The sequence below is a fragment of the Cupriavidus sp. OTU4054 genome (assembly GCF_038440175.1).
Classification (GTDB): domain Bacteria; phylum Pseudomonadota; class Gammaproteobacteria; order Burkholderiales; family Burkholderiaceae; genus Cupriavidus; species Cupriavidus pauculus_D.
This window is the reverse complement of the sequence record NZ_JASATF010000001.1, coordinates 36,462-59,142: the sequence shown is the minus strand read 5'-3', so window position 1 is coordinate 59,142 and position 22,681 is coordinate 36,462. Positions and strand designations below refer to the sequence as shown.

Annotated in this window: 14 protein-coding genes; 6 read left to right on the top strand and 8 right to left on the bottom strand. The window is 67.3% G+C overall.

What is annotated here, in order from left to right; translation table 11 throughout:
- Nucleotides 1-79: 79 nt before the first annotated feature.
- Nucleotides 80-4,963 carry a putative Ig domain-containing protein gene (locus tag AAHB16_RS00295; protein ID WP_342049754.1) on the bottom strand — a complete coding sequence of 1,628 codons (4,884 nt, stop codon included), beginning with the start codon at nt 4,961-4,963 and terminating at the stop codon, nt 80-82.
- A 235-nt stretch (nt 4,964-5,198) separates the two neighbouring features.
- Between AAHB16_RS00295 and AAHB16_RS00290 the strand changes: the two genes are divergently transcribed.
- Entirely contained in the window at nt 5,199-6,155 is a 957-nt protein-coding gene (locus AAHB16_RS00290) for a hypothetical protein (RefSeq protein ID WP_342049753.1), read from the top strand.
- Nucleotides 6,152-8,701 (top strand): excinuclease ABC subunit UvrA, encoded by a 2,550-nt coding sequence (locus tag AAHB16_RS00285; RefSeq protein WP_342049752.1) that lies wholly within the window; start codon nt 6,152-6,154, stop codon nt 8,699-8,701. Before AAHB16_RS00290 ends, AAHB16_RS00285 begins: the two co-directional genes overlap by 4 nt.
- A 4-nt stretch (nt 8,702-8,705) precedes the next feature.
- Here AAHB16_RS00285 and AAHB16_RS00280 read toward each other — a convergent pair whose 3' ends face one another.
- From AAHB16_RS00280 to purB, 3 genes are read right to left on the bottom strand one after another with little or no spacing between them, the layout of a single operon-like run.
- A complete protein-coding gene (locus AAHB16_RS00280; RefSeq protein WP_342049751.1) occupies nt 8,706-9,815 on the bottom strand; it encodes a mandelate racemase/muconate lactonizing enzyme family protein in 1,110 nt (369 codons plus the stop codon).
- A 43-nt stretch (nt 9,816-9,858) separates the two neighbouring features.
- On the bottom strand, nt 9,859-10,839 hold the full coding sequence (locus tag AAHB16_RS00275; protein ID WP_342049750.1) for a Bug family tripartite tricarboxylate transporter substrate binding protein: 981 nt from the start codon (nt 10,837-10,839) through the stop codon (nt 9,859-9,861).
- A gap of 41 nt (nt 10,840-10,880) precedes the next feature.
- A complete protein-coding gene (purB, locus tag AAHB16_RS00270) occupies nt 10,881-12,245 on the bottom strand; it encodes an adenylosuccinate lyase (protein WP_342049749.1) in 1,365 nt (454 codons plus the stop codon).
- Between the two features lie 105 nt (nt 12,246-12,350).
- Between purB and AAHB16_RS00265 the strand changes: the two genes are divergently transcribed.
- Nucleotides 12,351-13,256 (top strand): LysR substrate-binding domain-containing protein, encoded by a 906-nt coding sequence (locus tag AAHB16_RS00265; protein ID WP_342049748.1) that lies wholly within the window; start codon nt 12,351-12,353, stop codon nt 13,254-13,256.
- Here the strand turns inward: AAHB16_RS00265 and AAHB16_RS00260 are convergent.
- Nucleotides 13,222-14,187, bottom strand: a complete 966-nt coding sequence (locus tag AAHB16_RS00260) for a DMT family transporter (protein ID WP_150371841.1) — start codon at nt 14,185-14,187, stop codon at nt 13,222-13,224. The genes AAHB16_RS00265 and AAHB16_RS00260 overlap by 35 nt on opposite strands.
- 116 nt (nt 14,188-14,303) lie before the next feature.
- On the opposite strand from AAHB16_RS00260, the gene AAHB16_RS00255 reads away from it, so the two are divergent.
- Both AAHB16_RS00255 and AAHB16_RS00250 read left to right on the top strand, forming a co-directional pair.
- Nucleotides 14,304-15,218 carry a LysR family transcriptional regulator gene (locus tag AAHB16_RS00255; protein ID WP_342049747.1) on the top strand — a complete coding sequence of 305 codons (915 nt, stop codon included), beginning with the start codon at nt 14,304-14,306 and terminating at the stop codon, nt 15,216-15,218.
- Nucleotides 15,219-15,616: 398 nt separating this feature from the next.
- Nucleotides 15,617-16,741 (top strand): porin, encoded by a 1,125-nt coding sequence (locus tag AAHB16_RS00250; RefSeq protein ID WP_342049746.1) that lies wholly within the window; start codon nt 15,617-15,619, stop codon nt 16,739-16,741.
- A 15-nt stretch (nt 16,742-16,756) separates the two neighbouring features.
- Here the strand turns inward: AAHB16_RS00250 and AAHB16_RS00245 are convergent, their stop codons facing one another.
- Nucleotides 16,757-17,644, bottom strand: a complete 888-nt coding sequence (locus AAHB16_RS00245; protein WP_342049745.1) for a LysR family transcriptional regulator — start codon at nt 17,642-17,644, stop codon at nt 16,757-16,759.
- 76 nt (nt 17,645-17,720) lie between these two features.
- Between AAHB16_RS00245 and AAHB16_RS00240 the strand changes: the two genes are divergently transcribed.
- Complete coding sequence (locus AAHB16_RS00240) at nt 17,721-19,097, top strand: MFS transporter (RefSeq protein ID WP_342049744.1); 1,377 nt, start codon at nt 17,721-17,723, stop codon at nt 19,095-19,097.
- On the opposite strand, the gene AAHB16_RS00235 is transcribed toward AAHB16_RS00240, so the two are convergent.
- Together AAHB16_RS00235 and AAHB16_RS00230 are read right to left on the bottom strand one after the other, a co-directional pair.
- Complete coding sequence (locus AAHB16_RS00235; protein ID WP_446718054.1) at nt 19,098-21,464, bottom strand: TonB-dependent siderophore receptor; 2,367 nt, start codon at nt 21,462-21,464, stop codon at nt 19,098-19,100.
- Nucleotides 21,465-21,639: 175 nt separating this feature from the next.
- The gene (locus AAHB16_RS00230; protein WP_150371836.1) at nt 21,640-22,662 is read right to left on the bottom strand and encodes a DUF4880 domain-containing protein; all 1,023 of its coding nucleotides are present in this window, start codon (nt 22,660-22,662) and stop codon (nt 21,640-21,642) included.
- Between the last annotated feature and the right edge of the window lie 19 nt (nt 22,663-22,681).

The following is a 22,681-nucleotide window of genomic DNA, read 5'->3' as shown; positions in this document are numbered from 1 at the left end:
CCAATACTCTCTGCTGTTCAGGCAGAGAGTATCGCCGAAAGCGACGCAGGCAGCGAGGCAGGCAGCGAGGCAGGTCGCGTCAGAACGGCGCGGTGAACGTCAGGCGCACGCCTTGCTGCAGCCCGCTCATGCCGAACAGCACGTTGTAGTCGAGGCCGAACGTCAGCGTCTTGGTCCGCAGCTTGGCCCCGAGCCCGACCTGGATGCGATCGCGGCCGAACGGTGTGCCGTAGACCGTGTACGCGGGTCCCGCGCTGGCCAGGTCGGCATACGCGAGGTTGGCCGCGCTCTGGCCTTCGAAGTCGTGCTGGTACTCGACGCGCGCGAACGGCAGGAAGATGCCGTAGCGCGTTTCCTTCGCGAACTCCGTGCGCAGGCCCAGCGCGCCGGACACGGTGGTCACGGTCTGCCCGAAGTACGTGAGGGCGCCGAGGCCCGCGCCCGACTCCGAGAACGGATCGAGCTTGCTCTCCGCAACCAGCATCCGCGCGTACGGCGAGAACAGCCACGTGTCGGTCCGGTACTCGTAACCCGTGGACAGCGAGGCGAACAGCTGATGGCCGTCGCGCTGGCCATTCGCGAACGCGGCCTCGTCGGTCACCCAGCGGCGCGAGTCGAAGCGCAACAGGCCCGCGCCCGCCACACCGTCAACGAAGTACGACGGCGTGGGACGATAGCTGCCGTAGAGCGCGATGCTGTACGAATCGCCGCTGCTATGCGTGCCGAACGAACCGATATCGGTGCCGTCACGTCCGTAGCCAAAGCCCGCGCCGACCGTCAGCTGGTCGGACACGCGGTAATCCGCGCCCACCGTCACGCCGCCCGTGGTGAAGCGGAAGCCCGAGCGCTGCGTGCCGATATTGGCGAAGCCGAAGTCCACACTGCCCGCGGTCCAGAACGCGAGCCGCGCGTCGTCGGGGTTCGGTCCCGTGGCGTCCGCGCCGGGAAGATCGGGCGCACCGGAGAGGCCAGCGAGTCCATCGGGCGAGCCCGGCAGCGCGGCCAGCAGCGTGCCCGCGGCCAGCCTGCCGAGGCCGCCTTCCGCCGTGCCGCTGCCCGCATTGCCCGCCGCGGCGCTGTCCGCCGATCCCGAGGTATCCGATGCGCTCGTCGTACCCGCCGCAAGACCGCTCGTGCCGAACGCGCTGCCGCCCGATCCGCGGTTGTTGCGGCTCGTGGTCTGCGTGGACACGCCACGCTGGCAGGCATCGCGCGCGGACAGGCTCTGCAGGTCCTGGCATTGCTGCTGTGAATTGCCCTGTGCGGAAGGCATCACGATGGTGAGGTTGTTCGTGAAGGCCGCGCGCCCATTGGCATGCAGACGTTCCAGACGCTGGTTGTAGTTCGCGATCTGCGCCGTCGCGAAACGCCGCGCGGCCTGGATCTGCGCGTTGATCAGGCCCGAGACATCGGGATCCGTCGAGGGGTCACGACGCGGCGCCACCGAGATCTGCAGCGCGGCCGGCGAGGAGGTCGCCGAGGCGTTGCTGATCGTGTAGGTGATGACCGCCGTGCCCGCGAACGCGGCCGCCGGCGTGTACGTGACGGTATAGGTCTGGCCCGCCGACAACTGCCTGGCCGAGCCTTCCGCGGAGGCCGATGCGGTCTGCTTGGGCGCGGCCGCGGCGAGCACGGCCGTGCCGGCATTGGACGGCGACACCGAGATGATCGCCGCGCCGGTGAACGGACCGCCCGCCGCGCCCTCCGTGAGGTCGATGACCACTTCCTTGCCCGACGCCGTGATGGCCTGGCGTTGCGCGATCGGAATCGGCACCGGCGTCACCGTGATGCTGACCAGCACCGGTGCCGATGCCCCCGCGGCGTTGAGCAGGGCGTAGCTGAAGGTCACTACGCCCGCGCTCGAGGCCGCCGGCGTGTAGACGATATTGAGTCCCTCGACCCGCGCCGTGCCCGTGGCCGGCGGCGAGACGATGGACACGCCCGTGAACGGCCCGTTGGTCGCGTTGGCGGCGGCCGCGATCGTGACCGGCGCGTTGGAACCCGTCGTGGCCGAAACCGGCGGGGCGGTAGGCACGGTCTGCGTCGTGTTCAGCGTGAAGTTGCGCGTCGCGCTGAACGGTGCGCCCGTGCCGGTGCTGCTGTCGGTCGCCTTGATCGCGAATGTGCTCGTACCCATTGCCGTCGGCGTGCCGGTGATCGCCCCGGTGCTCGCATTGAGCGACAACCCGGCCGGCAGCGTGCCGGACGATACCGAGTACGTGTAGGGCCCGATGCCGCCGCTGGCCGTCATCGTCTGGTTGTAGGCGATGCCCACGGCCGGGTCGGGCAGCGTGGCCGGATTCAGGGCGATGGTCGGCGCGCCGATCGTGAACGTGTACGCCTGCGTATTGGCGTAAGGACCCGATCCGGTCGCGCTATCCGCCGCGCGGACCGTGAAGTTGTACGTCCCCGCGGCACTGGTGTTGCCGGAGATCACGCCGCCCGGACTCAGCACGAGCCCCACCGGCAGCGTGCCGCTGCTGATGGAGAAGTGATAGGGCGCCACGCCACCGCTCGCGGTAACGGTCTGCGAATAGGCCGTACCGATCGTCGGAGCCGGCAGCGTCGCGGGCGCGATGGCGATCGTCGGCGCGCCGACGGTGAGCGTGTAGGCCTGTGTGCCGACGGCGGGTCCGCCACCCGTGGTGCTGTCCGTCGCCTGCACCGTGAAGTTGAACGTGCCGCCCGCGGTGGGCGTGCCGGACAACACCCCGCCGGTGCTCAGCGACAGGCCAGCGGGCAGCGCGCCCGCGGAGATCGCATACGTGTACGGGGCAATGCCGCCAGCCGCCGTGACGGTCTGGCTATAGCCGACGCCCACGGACGGATTCGTCAGAGAGCCCGGGCTGATGGTCACGCCGCCCGCCACGACGACCAGCGTGTAGTTGCGGGTCACTGCGTATGGCGCGCCGGTACCGGTGGTGGAATCCGTTGCGGAGACCGAGATCGGGTACGACCCCGTGGCCGTCGGCGTGCCCGACAACACCCCGGCGGTGTTCATCGACATGCCTGCCGGCAGCGTGCCCGTCATCGCGAACGTGTACGGCGCGGTGCCGCCGGATCCGGTGAAGGTCTGGCTGTATGCGGTGCCCGCGACGCCGTTGCCGAGGGAGCCCGGTGCGAGGCCCAGCGCGGGCGCGGTGACCGTAAGCGAGTAGGACTGATCGCCGGTGAACCCGTTGTTGTCGGCCGCGCGGATCGAGAAGTTGAACGTGCCGACCGCCGTCGGCGTGCCGGACAACTGGCCGCTGCCATTCAGCGTCATGCCCGGTGGCAGCGCGCCGCTGGAGACGACGAAGGAGTAAGGCGCCGTGCCGCCGCTTGCGGTCACCGTCTGGGTGTTCGACACGCCCGCCTGCGGATTCGTCAGCGAGGGCGGCGAGACGATGACCGTGGGCGCCGTGACCGTCAGCGCGTAGCTGTTCGTGATGCTGAAGCTGCCGCCGCCGGTGCTGTCGGTGGCCCTGATATTGAACGACACGGTGCCTGCCGAGGTCGGCGTACCGGACAGGACGCCCGTGGCCGTATTGAAGGTCATGCCTGACGGCATCGTGCCGCCCGTCACGCTCAGCGAAAACGAATAGGGCGATGTGCCGCCCGACGGCGAGAACGTCTGCGAGAAGGCGACGCCGACGGACCCCGCCATCGGGCCGGGGGCAGGCGACATCGACAGCGTCGGCGCCGCGACGTTCAGCGTCAGCGTACCGCTCGTCACGGAGAACGGACCGACCCCGGTGCTGCTGTCGGTGACCGTGACCTGGAACGTAAAGCTGCCGATGGCCCGCGGCGTGCCCGTGATGGACCCGTTCGTGTTCAGCACGAGCCCGCTCGGCAAGGCGCCCGAGGCGATCGTGTACCTGTAGGGTGTCGCGCCGCCACTGGCACCGGCGACACTGCCGCTGTAGGCGACACCGGCCGTGGCCATCGTCGGACTGGACGGTGCGTACGTGATCGTCGCCGTGCCCACGGTGATCGACACGGTGGCGGGACTCGATATGCCCGCCCCGTTGCTGGCCGTATAGATAAAGCTGTCCGGGCCCGCGTAACCGGTGTTCGGTTGATAGGTGACGTTGGTACCCGAGACGATGAGCGTGCCATGGCTCGCGGGACTGATCAGATTGATCTGCGTCGCGGCACCGCCCGACAGCGCGAGCGTGATCGGGTTGGCGACGCTGTTGTACGCCACGCTGGCGGACGACGAAGAAGCAATCGGGGGATTGGGGGCGATGTAGGTGAACTTCGCGCCCGCATTGATGGCACTGGTACCGCTCGGCGTGGTGACGCGCACGTCGACCGTGCCGGCCGCGCCGGAAGGCGTGGTGGCCGTGATGGTGCTGGCATTGACGACGGACAGCGCCGATGCATTGACACCACCGACAGTCACGCTCGTGGCCCCGGTGAAGTTCGTGCCCGTCACCGTGATCGCCGTGCCGCCGGCCGACGCGCCGGAGTTCGGCGAGACGTTGGTTACGGTTGGCGCGCTCGCGCTGGCCGGCACGATGAAGTTGACCACGCCGTTGGGGATCCAGGGTCCACCGGCCGTGTTCTGCGTGTAAAAGGTGCCGCTGTCGGTGCCGACGAAGCCGGCCGGCGGGTAGTAGACGAAGCCCGACTGGATCTTGCCGGGGTTCGAGCTGCCCGGAATCGTGCCACTGAAGATGTAGAGCCTGCCGTTATTGGTCGTCGTCACGTACGTGTCTTCGGAACCATTGTTGGCAAATCCCGCCGAGCTGTCCGCGATGCCCCAGTACGCGCCGTCGCCGAGCCCGTTGTCGCACGTCGAGTTATCGGTGGCGTTGAACTCGTAGACCGTCTTTGTCGGCGAGGACTGCGCGCTGACGTTGATCGTGCAGGGCTTGGCGTAAGCCTGCGGTGCCAGCAGGACCAGAAACAGCGCGAGCGCGCCCAGTAGAAAGCGACGGACGGCAAGCGTCCTGTCCGCAAATTTGACTAGCGTAACCAACCCGATTCTCCCTAATGCCCGCTCGCAGGCAGGCTGCCCGTCTTTTTTCTTCGGTGAGCCCCCGTATGGCCCACGCGGTCGAAGAAATTACATTTTTGATATTTATCTTTTTGTGCGCTTCTGCTTACAGAGCGGAAACATAGACGAAAACACGCGTGCGCGCACGTAAAACAGCAGCGGAACCCTACCGAAGGATGGCGACCGTGCGATTTAGCCGACAGTGAATTTGCCGGAAATGACAGTCACCGGTCCGGGCCAGCCGCTCTATGCGAATGCGCCGCAGGGCTCCGCGTTCGCGCTGCACGCGATGGAATGCGGCAATGCGGGCGGCGGCCGCTGCGCGGTGTCGGGTCCTGTCGCGAGCCAGCTGAACGACCCGCGCGGCACGAACAGCGTGACGCTGCTGCCTGACGAGATGCCCGTGCACACGCACCCGGCCAACGTAGACAACGTGCGCCCGTCCACGCCGGAGCCGGCGGGGCGCCTGCCCGCGCGCTTCCCGGTGCGCAACAACCAGGCGTTATCTGTCGGTGACGGATTCGCCGGCACCGGTCATGACGACGCTCGCCCGTTCCTCGCGCGGCTATATGCCTCGACGCGCGAGGCGGAGATGCGCATGACGGGCTGGAGCGCGGCGCAGCAATCGATCTTCCTGCAATCGCAGTTCGCCGCGCAGCAACGTGCCTACCTCGCGTACCCCGATGCGCGGTTCCTGCTGGCCCTGCACGATGGCGAGCCGGCCGGGCGTCTCTATCTGCAATTGCTGCCGGACCGGCTGCATGTGATCGACATCAGCCTGATGCCGACGCGTGCGGCAAGGCGGTCAGCACGTCGAATCCACCAACCGTGCGCTGGCAGCCCACGCGACTGGAACGGACATTGCTTCCCTGAAGGCTATCGGCACCGATGCCGGCTGAAGGGAGAGGTCTTGGACTGGCTAAACATCATGCAGTGGCCGGCAATGGCCGTGACCGTGGCGGCGACGTGGCTTGTCGGCTCGCGCGGGGCGGGGCGGCGCAGGATCGGCTTCTGGGTATTCCTGGCCAGTAACCTGATGTGGGTCGTGTGGGGATTGCATACGTCCGCCTATGCGCTGGTCACGTTGCAATTTGCGCTCGCTGCATTGAACATCCGTGGCATGATGGAGGCCCGCAAGGCCAAGGCGCACCCATCACCGAGCCCGCAGCCATGACCCGCCCCCTTCCTTCCAGAACGGCCATCGCGGCAGGCGCCGCGGGCATGGTGCGCGTGCGCGGCGCGCGCGAGCACAATCTGAAGAACGTGGATGTGGATATTCCACGCGACGCGCTCGTCGTATTCACCGGCGTGTCCGGCTCGGGCAAGTCGTCGCTGGCCTTCGGCACGCTGTACGCCGAGGCGCAGCGGCGCTACTTCGAATCGGTCGCGCCGTATGCGCGCCGGCTGATCGACCAGGTTGGCGTGCCCGATGTCGATGCGATCGAAGGACTGCCGCCCGCCGTCGCCCTGCAGCAGCAGCGCGGCACGCCGAACGCGCGCTCCACCGTGGGCAGCATCACCACGCTGTCCAGCCACATCCGCATGCTGTACTCGCGCGTCGGCAAGTATCCCGCGAAGCAGCCGATGCTGTACGCCGAGGATTTCTCGCCGAACACGCCACAGGGCGCGTGTCCGCAATGCCATGGTCTGGGCCGCGTCTACGACGTGACCGAGCAATCGATGGTGCCCGACGATTCGCTGTCGATCCGCGACCGCGCCATTGCCGCATGGCCGCCCGCATGGCACGGCCAGAACCTGCGCGATATTCTCGTCACGCTTGGCTATGACATCGACAAGCCCTGGCGGGATTTGCCGAAGAAGGATCGCGACTGGATCCTCTTCACCGACGAGCAGCCCACGGTTCCCGTCTACGCCGGCTTTACCCCGAAAGAGGTGCGCGCGGCGCTGAAGCAGAAGATGGAGCCGAGCTATCAGGGCACGTTCACGGGCGCGCGGCGCTATGTGCTGCAGACCTTCGCGAATACCCAGAGCGCGCTGATGAAGAAGCGCGTGGCGCAATACATGGTGGGTAGCGACTGTCCGCTCTGCCATGGCAAGCGGCTCAAGCCGGCCGCGCTGACCGTCACGTTCGCCGGACTCGATATCGCCGCGTTCTCGCATCTGCCGCTCGCGCGCGTGGCCGAAATCATGGAGGGAGTCGCCACGGGCACGCATGCCGCGACGGGCACCGAAGAGAAGCGTCTCGCGGCGCAGCGCATTGCGGAGGAACTGCTCGAACGCCTGTCCGCGCTGACCGATCTCGGCCTGGGCTACCTGTCGCTCGACCGTAGCACGCCGACGCTATCGTCGGGCGAACTGCAGCGCCTGCGGCTGGCCACGCAGCTATCGTCGCAACTCTTCGGCGTGGTGTATGTGCTCGACGAACCGTCGGCGGGGCTGCATCCGGCCGATGGCGAGGCGTTGCTGCGCGCGCTGCAGCGCCTGAAGGCCAGCGGCAACTCGCTGTTCGTGGTCGAGCACGATATGCAGACCGTGCGCAGCGCGGACTGGATCGTCGATGTCGGACCGGCCGCGGGCGAGGGCGGCGGTTGCGTACTCTACAGCGGCACGCCCGACGGTCTGGCCAACATTGCCGCCTCGCACACGGCCCGCTATCTGTTCGACGAGCAAGCACCCGTTGCGCGCGAGCCGCGGGCCGCCAGTGCGTGGCTCAAGCTGGCGCGCGTCTCGCGCAACAACCTGCACAACGTCGATGCGGCCATCCCGCTCGGCTGCTTCACCGTGGTGACGGGCCTGTCGGGCTCGGGCAAATCGAGCCTCATCAGTCAGGCATTGCCCGAACTTGTCGGCCGATACCTCGGCAAGATTGTCGATCCCGCGGAGGACGAGGAACAGGCGGGCGAGGGCGGCCTGCTGCCCGCGGCCGAGGTGCCGACGCACGGCCATATCGCCGAGGGCATGGAAAATATCCGGCGCCTCGTGCGCGTCGACCAGAAGCCAATCGGCCGTACGCCGCGATCGAATCTGGCCACGTACACCGGCCTGTTCGACGTCGTGCGCAAGCTGTTCGCCGAGACGCCCGCGGCACGCAAGCGACGCTACACGCCCGGTCGCTTCTCGTTCAACGTCGCGCAGGGACGCTGCCCGACCTGCGAGGGCGAGGGCTTCGTCAGCGTGGAGTTGCTGTTTCTGCCGAGTGTCTATGCGCCATGCTCGACGTGCCACGGAACGCGCTACAAGCCGCAGACGCTCGAGATCGAATGGCAGGGGCGCAATATCGCGCAGGTCCTCGACCTGACCGTCGATGCGGCCTGCGAGGTCTTCGCGAACGAGGCGCAGGCGATGAAGTCGCTGGCCGTGCTGCGCGATATCGGGCTTGGCTATCTGCGGCTGGGCCAGCCGGCCACCGAGCTCTCGGGCGGCGAAGCCCAGCGGATCAAGCTCGCCACCGAACTGCAGCGCGCGCATCGCGGCGACACGCTGTACGTGCTCGACGAGCCGACGAACGGGCTCCACCCGGCCGACGTGGACCGGCTGCTCGTGCAGTTGCAGGGTCTCGTGGACAACGGCAATACCGTGGTCGTCGTGGAGCACGACATGCGTGTGGCCGCCCAGGCCGACTGGGTACTCGACATCGGCCCCGGCGCGGGCGATGCGGGCGGCAGGATCGTGGTGTGCGGACCGCCAGCGAAAATTGCGAAAAGCGCGGACAGCCAGACCGCGCGTTTTCTCGCCGATCAGCTGGCGCGGACCCACTGACGGTTCAGTTGATCCGATAGCGACGAATCATGTCCCAGTCGAGCCGCACATCGAACCCCGGCCCCTGCGGAATCGACAGAATGCCTTCGTGGATCTTCGGCGGATTGACCCACATGCCGGGGAAGATCGGGTCGCGGTCGGGATCGGGGAAGCACTCCACGCAGATGCCGTGCGGCACCGCGCCGATCATATGGGAGGCGATCTGCGGCTCCTCGTGATGGGCCATGCGTACGCCCTGTAGCGCGCACGCCGCGGCCACGCGGCGCCACTCGGTAATGCCGCCCCCCTCGGATGCGTCGAAGTTCACGATATCGACCGCGCTCGCGTCGAGCAGGCGGCGAATGCCCGCGCCGCTGACCTCGCTCTGCCCGGCGTTGATCGGAATCGACGTGGCCCGCCGTACCTGCGCCATGCCACGCGCGTCGTCATGCCAGTGGCACGGTTCCTCGAACCACGCGATGTCGTACGGTTCGACCAGCCGCGCGAAGCGGCTCGCCTCTTCGACGCTCCAGCCCCGATTGGCGTCCACCGCGATCAGAAAGTCCGCGCCGCCGCCTTCGCGGGCATAACGCACGCGCTCGGCATCGACCTCGGGCGTGGCGCCACCGACCTTGACCTTGCAGCCGGCCATGCCGACCGAGCGCAGCCATTCCATCTCCGGCGCGAGATCGCGCGGTGTCTTGCCGGGCAGGTAGTAGCCGGCGATGGCAATGATGGGCACCTCTTCGCGATAGCCGCCAAGCAGGCGGCAGACGTTGACGCCGAGCGCCTTGCCCATCAGGTCCCAGATCGCCGCGTCCACACAGGCAATCGCCTGCATCACGAGCGGCCGGTGGGCCGCGCGGATGGTCAGGCGGAACAGTTTCTCCCAGCTGCGTTCCCACGCGAAGATGGAGTCGCCGACGAGCAGCGGCGCCATCTCCTCCTCGATAATGCGGGCGATCTCCGCGCCGTGCTCGCGCTCGTCGCCGTTGTAGATTTCGCTGACCAGGCCGCTCTCCGTATGGATGCGCGTGACCACCGTGGCGCGATGGGTCACCTGATAGGAACTCCCGGAGAACGTCTTGTTGAGCGGAATGCTGATCGCGATGGCTTCGATGCGTTCGATCTTCATGGTGTCGTGGGTCGTGGGTCGTGAGTCGTGTAAGGGGAACGGATCAGTCGATATGGGTACCCGAGCGCTTGACGATCTCCGCCCACTTCACGCTTTCGGATTGGATATACGCAGCGAGATCGGCTGGCGAAGAACCGATGGGCACGATGCCGTCGCTCTGCAGCCGCTTGCGGAAATCGGCGCTATTGCCAGAGTTGGACAACTCGGTCGCCAGGCGGTCGACAATCGGCTGCGGCGTGCCGCGCGGCGCGAGCAGCGCATACCAGACGCCCGACGCATAGCCGGGCAGCCCGGCCTCGGCGATCGTCGGCACCTCGGGCATCGATGCCGCGCGCTTGTCCGTGGAGACCGCCAGCACGCGCAGCTTGCCCGCCTTGATCTGCTGCGCGCCCACGCCATAGCTCACGAACATCACGCTGACCTGTCCGGACAGCAATGCCGGCAACGCCGGGCCAGTGCCACGGAACGGCACGTGCATGAGGTCGATGCCGGCCATCGACTTCAGCAGTTCCATCGACAGATGCGGGCCGCTGCCGTTGCCGGAGGAACCGTATGTGTACTTGCCCGGATTCGCCTTGGCCAGCGCGATGAACTCCTTGAGAGTCTTCGCCGGCACCGAAGGATGGACGACGAGGAAGTACGGCGCCGACGCCACCAGCGAGATCGGCGCGAAATCCTTGATCGGGTCGTAGGGCAGTTGCCGATACAGGCTCTGGTTCACGGCCAGTTGCGACGTGAGCGCGAGTTCCAGCGTGTAGCCGTCGCTGGGGGCCTTGGCCACCATGTCCATGCCGATATTGCCGTTGGCGCCGCCGCGGTTGTCGACGACCACCTGCTGGCCGAGGCGCTGCGACAGATACAGGGCCAGCGGCCGCGCAAGCGTGTCGCCGCCGCCGCCCACGGGGTAAGGCACGACGAGGCGGATGGGCTTGTCGGGATAGGTCTCCGAGTGCGCCGCCAGCGGCAGCGCGCCTAGCAGCGTGGCGGCCAATGTGCCGGCAAACAGCGCGGTGATGCGTTTCATGGTGGGGTCTCCTTTGTCGTTATGTCGCGGCCGTGCCGCGTTCATTCCAGCCAGCGGCGCTCGTCTGTCTTGGCGAGCAGGGCATCGACGATGTCCGGCGCATGGCCGACATACGTCGTGGGGTCGAGCAACGCCGCCAGGCGTGCGGGCGTCAGCGCATCGCGAATGACGGGGTCGTCGTTGAGGGCCTGCTCGAACGTGCGGCCGCCTTCCACGCCCGCCATCGCGGCCGCATACACGCGCTCGTGCGCGGTCTGCTTGCCGACGGCTTCGGCGAGCGCGAACATCACGCGTTCGGACATCAGAAAGCCGCCGAGCAGGTCGAGGTTGCCGCGCATGCGTTCGCGGTCCACGCCGAGGCCGGACAGCGCCTCGCGCATCATCTCGAGCATCGCATGGGCCATCATGCAGGCCTCGGGCACGGCCTTCCATTCGAGCCGCACGGCGGAGACATCGCGCTCGTGCTCGCCCATCTGCGCATCGAGCATCATGGCCACGCTGCAGCGGATCGCGCGGCTCAGTGTCACCACGGTCTCCACCACGGCGGGATTGCGCTTGTGCGGCATCGTCGAGGAGCCCACCTTGCCGTCGTGGAACGGCTCCGCGAGTTCGCCCACTTCATCGCCCGAGAGGTTCATGATCTCGTTGGCGATCTTGCCGAGCGTGCCGCCGATCATGCCGAGCACGCTCACGTATTCGCAGAGCCGGTCGCGCGCGGGCTGCCAGCTGATGTCCGCGACGCCGAGGCCGAGCCGTGCCATCACCCTGCGCTGCAGGACGGCCGCGTGCGGGCCGAACGATGCCTGCGTGCCCACCGCACCCACGAGCTGGCCCACGAACGTGCGGGCTTCCAGCGCGCGCATCCGGTCGTGATGCCGCTCCACCTCAGACAGCCAGATCGCGCATTTGTGGCCGAACGTGATGGGCAGCGCCTGCACGGAGTGCGTCCGGCCCGCCATCGCGGTATCGCGATGGGCACGCGCCAGCCGATACAGCTCGCGGCCCACGGCGATCAGATCGCGCATCAGCAGGTCGTGTGCCTGCCGGACCTGCAACACCATGCCGGTGTCGTACACGTCCTGCGACGTGGGGCCGAAATGCACGAACTCGCCATGGCCCTCGGCGCAGCATTGCTGCAAGGCGCGCACCGCGGGGACGACCGGATGCCGCGTCCGGCGCATCTCGCCGGCCAGTGCACGCAGGTCGATATGGGCCACGTCGGCCTGGCGCGCGATTTCGCGCGCGGCGGATTCGGGAATGATGCCGAGCGCGGCCTGCTCGATTGCGAGCGCGGCCTCGAGGTCGAGCCACTTCTGGATGCGGTTCGTTTCAGCGAACACCGCATGCATCGCATCGGTGGTCCACATGTGTTGCTGGAGCGGCTGGTCGAACACGCTGGAGGTCATGGCGGGGAGGGGCGGAGATCGTTATCGATGCGAGCCATTCTGGCCATCCCCGATCATTCTGTAAAATGACATGTTTGTAGACAATCATTACCAAAAAGGCATGGTATGACGTTGCAGCAATTGCGCTGCCTGCAGGCGGTGCTGAACCATCAGCTCAGCGTGTCGCGCGCGGCGGAGGCCCTGCATACGACGCAGCCGGCCGTGAGCAAGCTCATTCGCTCGCTCGAGATGGAACTGGGGATCGATCTGTTCGTGCGGCGCGGCAACCGGCTCGTGGGGCTGACCGATGGGGGCAGGGAGGCGGCGGTGCTGTCCCGCCGCGTGCTCAACGACACGCAGGCCATGACCACGCTGGCGCAGGCCGATCGCGAGGCCAACAGCGGCACGCTGCGCGTGGGCACCACGCATATCCACGCACGCTATGCGCTGCTCGATGTCGTGCGGCGCTTCACGGCCGAGTACCCGGCCGTGAACCTCGAGGTCATGCAGGGGCCGCCGGGCGAGATCGTGCGATGGGTCATCGAGGGCGCCGTCGATCTGGGACTCTCGACGCTGCCGCGCGCGACGCCGGAGGGGCTGGTTACCGCCGAGGCCTATGCGTTCTCACGCTGCCTGATCGTGCCGCTCGGCCATCCGCTGCTGCGCAGGCGACGCGTGAAGATCGAGGACATCGCGCAGTATCCGCTCGTGACGTACGACGAATCGTTCAACTCGGGATGGGTCGTGCAGCGCGCGTTCCAGCGGCAGGGGCTGGAACCGCGCGTGGTGGTGCGCGCGACCGACGTCAATGTCATCAAGGCCTATGTGGCGGCGGGGCTCGGCGTGGCGATCGTGCAGCGCGTGGCCGTGGATCCCGCGCGCGATACGGATCTGGCGATCATCGACATGGGCGATGTGTTTCCGCCGTCGCAGGCGCATTTCAGCCTGCGCGGCGACCATTTCATCCGTGGGTATATGCGCGCCTTTATCGAGATGGTCACGCCTGGCGCGGTCGATGTGTTGACGCATTAGCCTTTGACGCACTAGCCTTCGACGCACTAGCCGTCGAAGCGTTAGCCGGGGCCGGCCATTGCACCGTGGCCAGCAACGAGGCGAGCACCATCAGCCCGCCGCCGCACCATGCCCAGCCCGACAACTGCTCGCCGAGCCAGAGGTAGGCGAACAACGCGCCGAACGCCGGTTCGCCGCCCATCAGCAGCGCCACGCGCGTCGGGCTGCTGCGCTTGACCGCATAGTTCTGCGCGAAGAACGCGAACAGCGTGCAGGCAATGACCAGATAGGCGATGGCGAGCCAGAACGCGCCATGGCCAGCAAACGCGGGTAGCGGCGGCAACGGTTGCCGGACGATCGCCAGTGCGACGACGAGACTGCCGAGGGCCACCGTGCCGGCCTGGATCGCGGTGACCGTCAAAGGCGCGAGCGTCGAATCGCGCATCACGCGCTTGGTCACGCAGACCACGATGGCGCGGAGCATGGCCGCGAGCAGGATCAGCGCATCGCCGCCGGTCGGCACGAGCACGCCGCCGGTGACCATCGCGGCCCCGGCGAGCGACAGCGCCACGGCAATCCAGTCCATCGCGGTGGGCCGCCGGCGCAGCATTGCCCATTCGACGAGCGGCGTCAGCACGACGCACAGGCTGATCAGGAACGCGGCATTCGAGGCGTGCGTGTTGGCCACGCCATAGGTCTCCGCCAGGAAGATGCCCAGCAGCAGGACGCCGCACAGGATCGCGCCCGCGATCGTGGAAGGGGTCACGCCCCGCAGCGCGCGCAACGCCGGCGACAGCACGATAAACGTGATGCCGAACCGCAGCGCCAGCAATCCCAGCACGGGATAGAACGCGAGCGCGATTTTGGCGACGCCATAGCTGGTACCCCAGACCACGGCGACGGCGAGCAGCATCAGGTCGGAAATCCAGAGCAGACGGTTGGGGGCGGACATGGCGGGCCTCGGCTTGACGATCGAACACCCGGATTGTGGGGTATTGCGCGGAAAACTATAATCGGGTCATTCGGAACAGCATCTATGCTACCGATGCACAAATAAAGCGCCCCATCATGCATCCCAGCGAGTTTTTTGCGTTGCTCCCCGATATGGCCACGTTCGCCCGCGTCGTCGAAGCCGGTAACTTTTCCGAGGCCGCCAGGCAGCTCGGCAGCACGCCCTCGACGATCAGCCGGCAAATCAAGCGGCTGGAGCAAGCGCTTGGCATGCGATTACTCGAGCGCTCCACGCGCAGCGTGCGGCTGACGGACGCGGGCGCGCAGGTGTATCGCCATTGCCGCGACATGCTCGGCGCGGCGTCCGGCGCGGTGGATGTCGCGGGCAATCTCGTGAGCGCGCCGCAGGGCAGGGTGAGCCTCAGCGCGCCGATCTCGTATGCAAGGTCGGTCATTCATCCGCTGCTGCCCGGGTTTCTTCGCCGCTGGCCGGAGATCGACGTGCAACTGATGTTCGTGGACCGCGAGATCGATCCGTTACGGGAGGACGTGGACCTCGTGATCCGATTGACGGACACGCCGCCGCTGGGTCTGGCCGCGCGCCAACTCGGCGTCGCGCGCTGGCTGCTATGCGCATCGCCGGCCTATCTCGCGGCGCGGGGCACACCGTCCGCGCCGCAGGACCTCCGGCATCACGAATGCCTGTTCCTCGGCGAAACCGTGGACGACAATCGATGGACCTTCCGGCGCGGAACCGAGACGCAGTCGGTGGAGGTAAGCGGGCGCTATATCGCCAATGACGTCAGCGCGCGACTCGATGCGGCGCTGCACGATATCGGCGTTGCCGCCCTGCCGGATTTTGCGATGGCCGATGCGTTGCGCGATGGCCAGCTCGTGCAGGTGCTCGACGACTGGACGTTCGAGGCACGCGCGTACATGGGCCCGGTGTGGCTGCTCTATCCGCCCAACCGTTTTTTGCCTTCGAAGGTACGGGCGCTGATCGATTATCTGGCGAGTCATCTGGGCCCATGATGGGGCTGTACCGTGCCTCTTTGGTATACTCCCTCACCTTCGGGGCTGCCTTGTGCAGCTCTTTTGCATTCTCGCGGCACCCTTGCTGCGGGACGAAGTTCCTGTTCACGCCCAGCGCGCCACTGAGCCGTCAACGGCGTGAACCCCCGCGCAAACCGCGCGGATAGTGGGCTTCGGTCAAGCGGCGCGCAATGCCGGCATCCCGCGCGGAAACGTGGCGGCGGTGACCCGCGTGCCGCGCTTCATCCCGGTGCCATCGGCCGCATTGTCGGCCGCGCTGCCGCACTGACATCGACACGTTCGAGCCAGACGACCTAGCAGTCCGCGCCGGGGCCATGTACCCCGATCAGGAAGTTCCCATGATTACCGAGAGAGACACACGCACACGATGGCTGTGCATGGCAGCGCTTTTCACTGCCACGACGTCTGCCTCGGCGCAGAGTGGTGTCACGCTCTATGGCGTGATCGATGAAGGCATCAACTACACCAGCAACGTCGGCGGCCACAGCCAGGTGGCCATGGCCAGCGGGTTCCCGCATGGCAGCCGCTGGGGCCTCAAGGGCACCGAGGATCTGGGCGGCGGCACGCAGGCGCTGTTCCAGCTCGAGAATGGCTTCGACGTCGACAACGGCCGCGCGTACCAGGGCGGCGCATTGTTCGGCCGTCAGGCATTCGTCGGCGTGAACGACGCGCGCTGGGGCGCGGTCACGCTCGGGCGGCAGTACGACTCGGTGGTGGACTATCTCGCGCAAACGACGGCCGGCGGTACGTGGGGTGGCTACATGTTCGCGCACCCGTACGACAACGACAACCTCATCAACACGTTCCGCGTCAACAACGCGGTGAAGTACACAAGCCCGGCGCTGGGCGGCCTCAAGTTCGGCGGCATGGTCGGGCTCAGCGAGGACGCGAAGTTCTCGAACAATCGCGTGTTCAGCGGCGGCGCGCAGTATGCGACCGGTGGCCTGACGCTGGCCGCCGCGTACCTGCAGGCGGACAGCCCATCGGCGACATCCTATGGCGCGCTCGACAACGGCGCGGACCAGAATCTCGCGGGCAGCAAGCTCAGGATCTGGGGCGCGGGTGGGGCCTACGAGATCGGCAAGTTCCAGTTCGGCGTCTCGTACGCGCAAACCGATGTGGCCGACCCGCGCGGTTCCGCATATGTCGGCGATATCGCGCCGGCCGCGGGCACGCTCGCGGCACTGCGCTTCCAGAACGTCGAGGCCAACATCAAGTACCAGCCGACCCGTTCATACTGGTTCGGCGCCATGTACGCCTACACGCGCGCGACGTTCGATGCCACGTCGGGCGAGAAGCATCCGGTCTATCACTCGGTCGGCCTGATGGCGGACTATGTCTTCTCCAGGCGCACGGACGTGTATCTGCAGACCGTGTATCAGCACGTGAGCGGCGACAAGACGGACAGCGTGCTCGACGCCGCGTATGTGGCCGGCGCGGCGAACGTCGCATCGGGCCCCGACCAGGTGGTGGTGCGCGTCGGGGTACGGCACTTCTTCTGAGGCGCCGACGGGCAATCAGGCCCCCGCGAGTTCCTGGAACGCACGCTCCTGCTCCGATACGGTCCCGGTCCGGAAGACCATCCACATCGCGGACTTCGCTTCCTTGTTGCGCAGCCGGCGATAGGACACGCCCGTCACCGCGACGCGCCTGAACGACGCAGGCACCAATGCGATGCCGAGGCCCGCCGCGACGAGGCCCACGATGGTGACGGCGGTCAGCGCTTCCTGCACCACGCGGGGCGCAAAGCCCGACAGGCGGCAGAGCCAGACGATCTGCTCGAACACGCCAGTGCCGCTCTCGGGGGGGAATATCACGAATTCCTCGTTGGCCAGCGCGCTCACGGACAGCGGGCCGCTGCCGGCCGCAAGCGGATGCTTCGGCGGCAGCGCCACGACCAGCGCGTCCTCGAACAGGCGCATGGCACCGAGCGTCGGCGGCAGGTCGGGCGCCTGCGCGCTCCGGATAAATGCGATATCGATCCGCCGCTCGAGCATCGCCACCAGCTGCGCCTGCGTGGTCATCTCCTCGATGCGCACGCGCACGCCGGGGCGCCGCTGCCGGAAGGCAAGGATGAGGCGCGGAATGACGTCCGTGAGCGCCGCACCGCTGGTAAAGCCCACACGCAATTCGCCGAGCTCGCCACGCTGCACGCTGGCCGCGATGCCGCTAGCGCGGTCGGCTTGCGCAAGCAGCGCGAGCGCTTCGGGCAGCAGCGCCTTGCCGGCGGGCGTCAGCTCGACGCGCCGGTTGCTGCGCTCGAACAGCTTCGCATCCAGCTCTTCCTCGAGCACCTTGATCTGGTGGCTCAGCGGCGGCTGGGCGATATTGAGCCGCGCCGCGGCGCGGCTGAAGTGAAGCGTCTCGGCCAGAACGACGAAATAGCGGAGTCGGCGCAGATCCATCATACCTGCGATGTATCAATCATTGTCAAAACAATATTGGACGTAGATATTACTCCGGCGGGATGATCGACGCATCATGACGCCACAAGACCCCCCGATTCCCGCCCGCGCACGACGTATCGCCATGGCCGCGCTGATGTGCGCATCGATCCTGGCCTCGCTGGATACGACCGTCGCCAATACCGCGCTTCCGCAGATCGCCGAAAGCCTCCGCGCCAGCGATGCCACGATCATCTGGGTCGCCAACGCCTACCAGATCGCGATGATCGCGATGCTGCTGCCGTTTGCCTCGCTGGGCGAACGCGTCGGGTACAAGACCGTGTTTGCGGGCGGTGTCGCGCTGTTCGCCATCGCGTCCGCCATTTGCGGTGGCGCACCGGCGTTGTGGGTGCTGATACTCGGGCGCGCGTTGCAAGGCGTGGGTGCCGCAGCCATGTCGAGCGTGGCGGCGGCGGTGGTCCGGCACATCTATCCGCCGCATATGCTGGGCCGGGGGCTGGGCGCGCATGCGCTGGTCGTCGCCATCGGCTTTACGCTTGGGCCTGTGGTCGCATCGGCGGTGCTGTCCGTCGCCAGCTGGCACTGGCTGTTCCTGATCAACGTGCCGCTCGCGATCCCGACCATTGCGCTGGCATGGCGTTACCTGCCGGGCGGCGTGCAGGCGGGGCACCGGTTCGAGCCCGCGCCGGCCATGCTCTGCACGGCGTTCCTGGGGCTGCTGACGCTCGGGCTTTGCCTCGTGGAGAATGGCGGCGCGCCGGTCCTCGCATGGCTGTTCGTTGCGGCGGCAGGTGTGTTGCTGCTTTCGCTGCTGCGCCTGCAACGCGGGCATCCCGCGCCGATTCTGGCCGTGGATCTGCTGGCGATGCGGTCGATCGGCTTCTCGTCGCTGACGTCGGTCTGCGCCTTCGCCACGCAATCGCTCGCGCTGGTGTCGCTGCCGTTCTTCCTGCAGGGCACGCTCGGCATCACCGTGGTTCGCACGGGGTTCGTCCTCGCCGCATGGCCGCTCGTCGTGGCGATCATGGCGGCGCTCGTCGCGCCGCTGAGCGACGGCGGGCGCTTCTCGCCGGGGGTACTCTGCAGCGCGGGCCTCGCCGTACTCGCGGCCGGCATGTGGTCGCTGGCGCTGGCGCCCGTTCACGCGTCGGAAGCGGATATCGCGCTGCGGCTGGCCATCTGCGGCATGGGGTTCGGGCTGTTTCAGGCGCCCAATATGCGCGCGATCATGGGCAATGCGCCGCCGGGCCGCAGCGGCGGCGCGAGCGGTATCGTGGCCATCTCGCGGTTGATGGGACAAACCATCGGCGCCGCGCTCGTGGCGCAGTGCTTTCACACATGGGCGGCGGGCGGCCCGGTCATGGCACTGTGGATCGGCGGGGGCACCGCGCTGCTGGGCTGCGGTTTCAGTGCCATGCGGCTGCAGCGCCGGCAGCAGGTGTCGCGGGCCTGATCAGTACGCGAGCCGCGCCTGCACGTAGAACATCCGCGGCGCGCCGACCATCCGGCCGCCGTTGGTATCGACGTTACGCGTGTAGTAGCGGTGATCGAACAGGTTGTTCACGCCAAACGCGAGGTCGCTGTTCTTGCGGCCCGGAATCTTGTAGCTCACCTGCGCGTTCCACACACTGAACCCCGGCACGCGGCCATTGAGCGCGTCCGCCGATTCCTGCACGGTGTTGGCGGTGTCCGAGTACTGGCTGCTCTGCACCGTGGCAAACACGTTGAGTGCCCAGCTCTGGCGCGTATAGCGTCCCCCCCACGTCGCCGTCTGCCGCGAGTAGAAGGGCACGTCGTTGCCATCGAACTCCCCGGACTTCTGGATCGCGCGCACATACGTGTAGTTGGCGTAGAGATTCAGGCCCGCCAGAAAGCCCGACCGGTCGAAGTCGTAGTCGACGGCGAACTCCACGCCATTGTGGTTCGTCGCGCCGAGGTTGCGGAACACGGCCGGATTCGTGCCGGGAATCGACAGAATCTGGTTGTCGAAGCGCAGATCGAACAGCGTCAGTTCGGAATGCAGCTGATCGCCGTTGTAGCGGCCCCCGATCTCGACGGTCTTGGCCACTTCGGGCTTCAGCGGATTCGTCGCGGACATCGAGTTCAGCTGCGTGTACTGGACCGCGCCAAACGACGTGCTGTACGAGGTATAGAGCGTGAACTTGTCGCTGACGAGGTACGAGACGTTCAGCGAGGGCAGCGCGCGGCTGTTGCCGACGTGGAACGGCGTGTCGTCGGTGGTGCCGCTCGGCTGCCGGTCGCTGTTGATCTTCTCGTAGCGGATACCGGGCGTGATGCGCCAGCGGTCATACGCGATGCGGTCATCGAGGTAGATGGAGTGCGCGTTCGTGCCGTTGTCGAAGATCTGCGAGACGCCGATCTGATTGCCCGTGGTCAGCGACGTGGCATAGCGCGTGTCGGTACCCGACTCGTGGATATACCGATAGCCGATCGTCACGTCGTGCGTGGTCGGGCCCCATTGCAGGCGCTGCGTATAGCGCGGCTCCACGCCCACCACCTGATTGTCGCGCGGCTGAAAATCGTTGCGGCCCTGCGCCGGATTGATCAGCGAACTCTTGCGCGAACTCTCGTAATAGTAGCTGCGGATCTCGAACTCCTGCGTGTCCGAGATTGAATTCACATAGCCGATATCGACCTGATTGCGGTCGCCGCGCCACGAGTCCGTCGGATGCGTGTTCTGGAACGGGTTCTGCCGATACTGGGCCACGGTCAGGCCGCCCGGCGTCATCGACTTGACGTCGTAGTGCGAGAACTTGCCGTAGACCTCGGACGTCGGGCTGATCTCATAGCGCCACTTCACGGCGAGGTCGTTGTAGTTGTCGTGGCTGCCATCGCGCCATTGCTGGCCATCGAGACCCGAATACAGCACCGCGACGCCCAGGCCGTAGTCCGTCTGCGTGCCGGCAAACGCGCTGTACTGCCGGTTCGTGCCGCCATGGCCATAGGCGTTGTAGCGCAGCGAACCGTCCGCGGTCAGGCCCGGTGTGGTCGGCACCGCGCGCGTCTTGAAGTTGATGATGCCGCCGACGTTCTGCGGGCCGTAGCGCACCGCGCCGCCGCCGCGCACCACGTCGATGGAATCCAGATTGCCCGAACTGACGGGCGACATCACGAGGTTAGGCTGGCCATATGGCGCCATGGCCAGCGGAATGCCGTCGATCAGCATCGTCGAGCGGAACGAATTGCGCGGATTCAGGCCGCGAATGCCCACGTGCAGGCCCACCGAGGCGCCGGTGGCGCTCGTGCTGCCGCTGATCTGGACGCCCGGAATGCGCCGCAGGACGTCGCCGATATTCGTGGCGCCGCTGTTCTGGATCTCGTCCCGCTTGACCAGCGTCCGCGCGCCGCCGAAGGTCTGGACGCTGTTCTCCAGCCCGGTGCCGAGCCAGTCGCCGCTGACGGTGATCGCTTCGAGCGTGGGCGCGTTCTGCAGCGGATCGTTGTCGATGTCGACCTGCGCGCGCGTGGCTGCCGCTGACGGTGCGGATGAGGGGCTTCCCTGAATCACAAACCCTTCGCGCGCCTGCGGCACCGCGCGCAGGCGCGTACCCGCCAGCAACGCGGTCAGGCCTTCCGTCGCCGTGTACCGGCCCTGCAGCCCCCCGGTCGTCAGGCCGGCCGTATCTTCGGGGCGAAACGCGACCGTGACGCCGGTGTCGCGGGCGAAGGCGGAGAGGGCGGAGGCGAGGGGGCCGGCGGGAATCCGGTAGTCGCGCGCTTCCTGTACCGCGGCTTGCGCGTGGGCACGCGGCGCGTGCGTGGCGGCGCCGGCGGTGATGCAGGCCGCGATGGCGGTCAGGGCAAAACGGCGGGCAGTGTTGCGACAGGCGGTTTTGCGCCCGGCAGTGTTCTCGATGACTTCAAATTCCGACGGCACCACTTCGTTTCCTCTTCATGTCCTTCGTCAATGCCCCATATGCCGAACGACGACAGCAAAAGGGGACACGGCGTCAAACAAAAAAGGAAAAAAATCCTCAGGAAGCAGCTGTCACGGTCACCCAGTAACCGGTCCGCCGGACCACGCGCACCGGCAGTGTCTGCCCGATGATGTCGAGGATATGGTCGGTGTCCCCGAGCATGAAGACGCCAGACACCTTGATCCCGGCCACTTCCGGATCGCAGCGCACGATGCCGCTGCGATAGCGCGACAGTTCGGCGACGAACGCGTCCAGCCGCATGTCGTCCGCCTGCAGCATGCCCCGCGTCCAGCCGGGCGCGTCGGCAGACACCGGCGCCGTCGGGCCGGCATCGGGGCTTGTCCGTTCCACCGACTCGAACGCGCGGTCGGAGAAGCGGGCCGTCTCGCCCGCCCCGACGATCCGGCGTTCGCCCGTGGCCTTGAGCGAGATCTCGACACGATGCTCGAGGACGGTCAGCGCGGTCACCGGTTGGCCGCCGGTCGCCAGTGCCCTGACCGTAAAGCGCGTCCCCAGCGCCCGCAGGCGCCCTTGCCGCGTATCGACGAGGAACGGGCGTGCGGGGCTGCGGAAGTCCGGAGCCGTCTCGATATAGATCTCGCCCTGCCGCAAATGCAGGACCCGAGCGTCGTCGGCGTAGTGCACGGCGAGGTGGGTCGCGGTGTTCAGCTGGACGACGCTGCGATCGGCAAGCGCGATGCGCCGATGCTCGCCCACGGCGGCGTGATAGACGTCGCCTGCTTCGTCTGCCCACAGGCGGGCGCCAAGCCAGCCGGCCGGTGCCAGCACGCCGAGCACGGCCAGCGTTTTCAGGACCGCGCGGCGGTTGGATGCGCGGTGGGTGGCATCGCGACGCGTCAGCACGGGCACGCCCAGCGCGGGCGACACCGCGCCGAACTTGGCGCTGAGCCGCTCGGCGCGCTCCCAGGCCCGTTCGTGATCGGGCCCGGTCCGGCGCCAGCGCTCGAACGCTTCGAGCTCCGCGGGGCCTGCCTCGCCGGAATGCAGCCGCACGAGCCAGTTCGCCGCTTCGCGAATGATGGCGGGATCCAGCGCGGGAGAGGAATCGGAGGGGGACACGGCAGGTCGGTACCGCGGC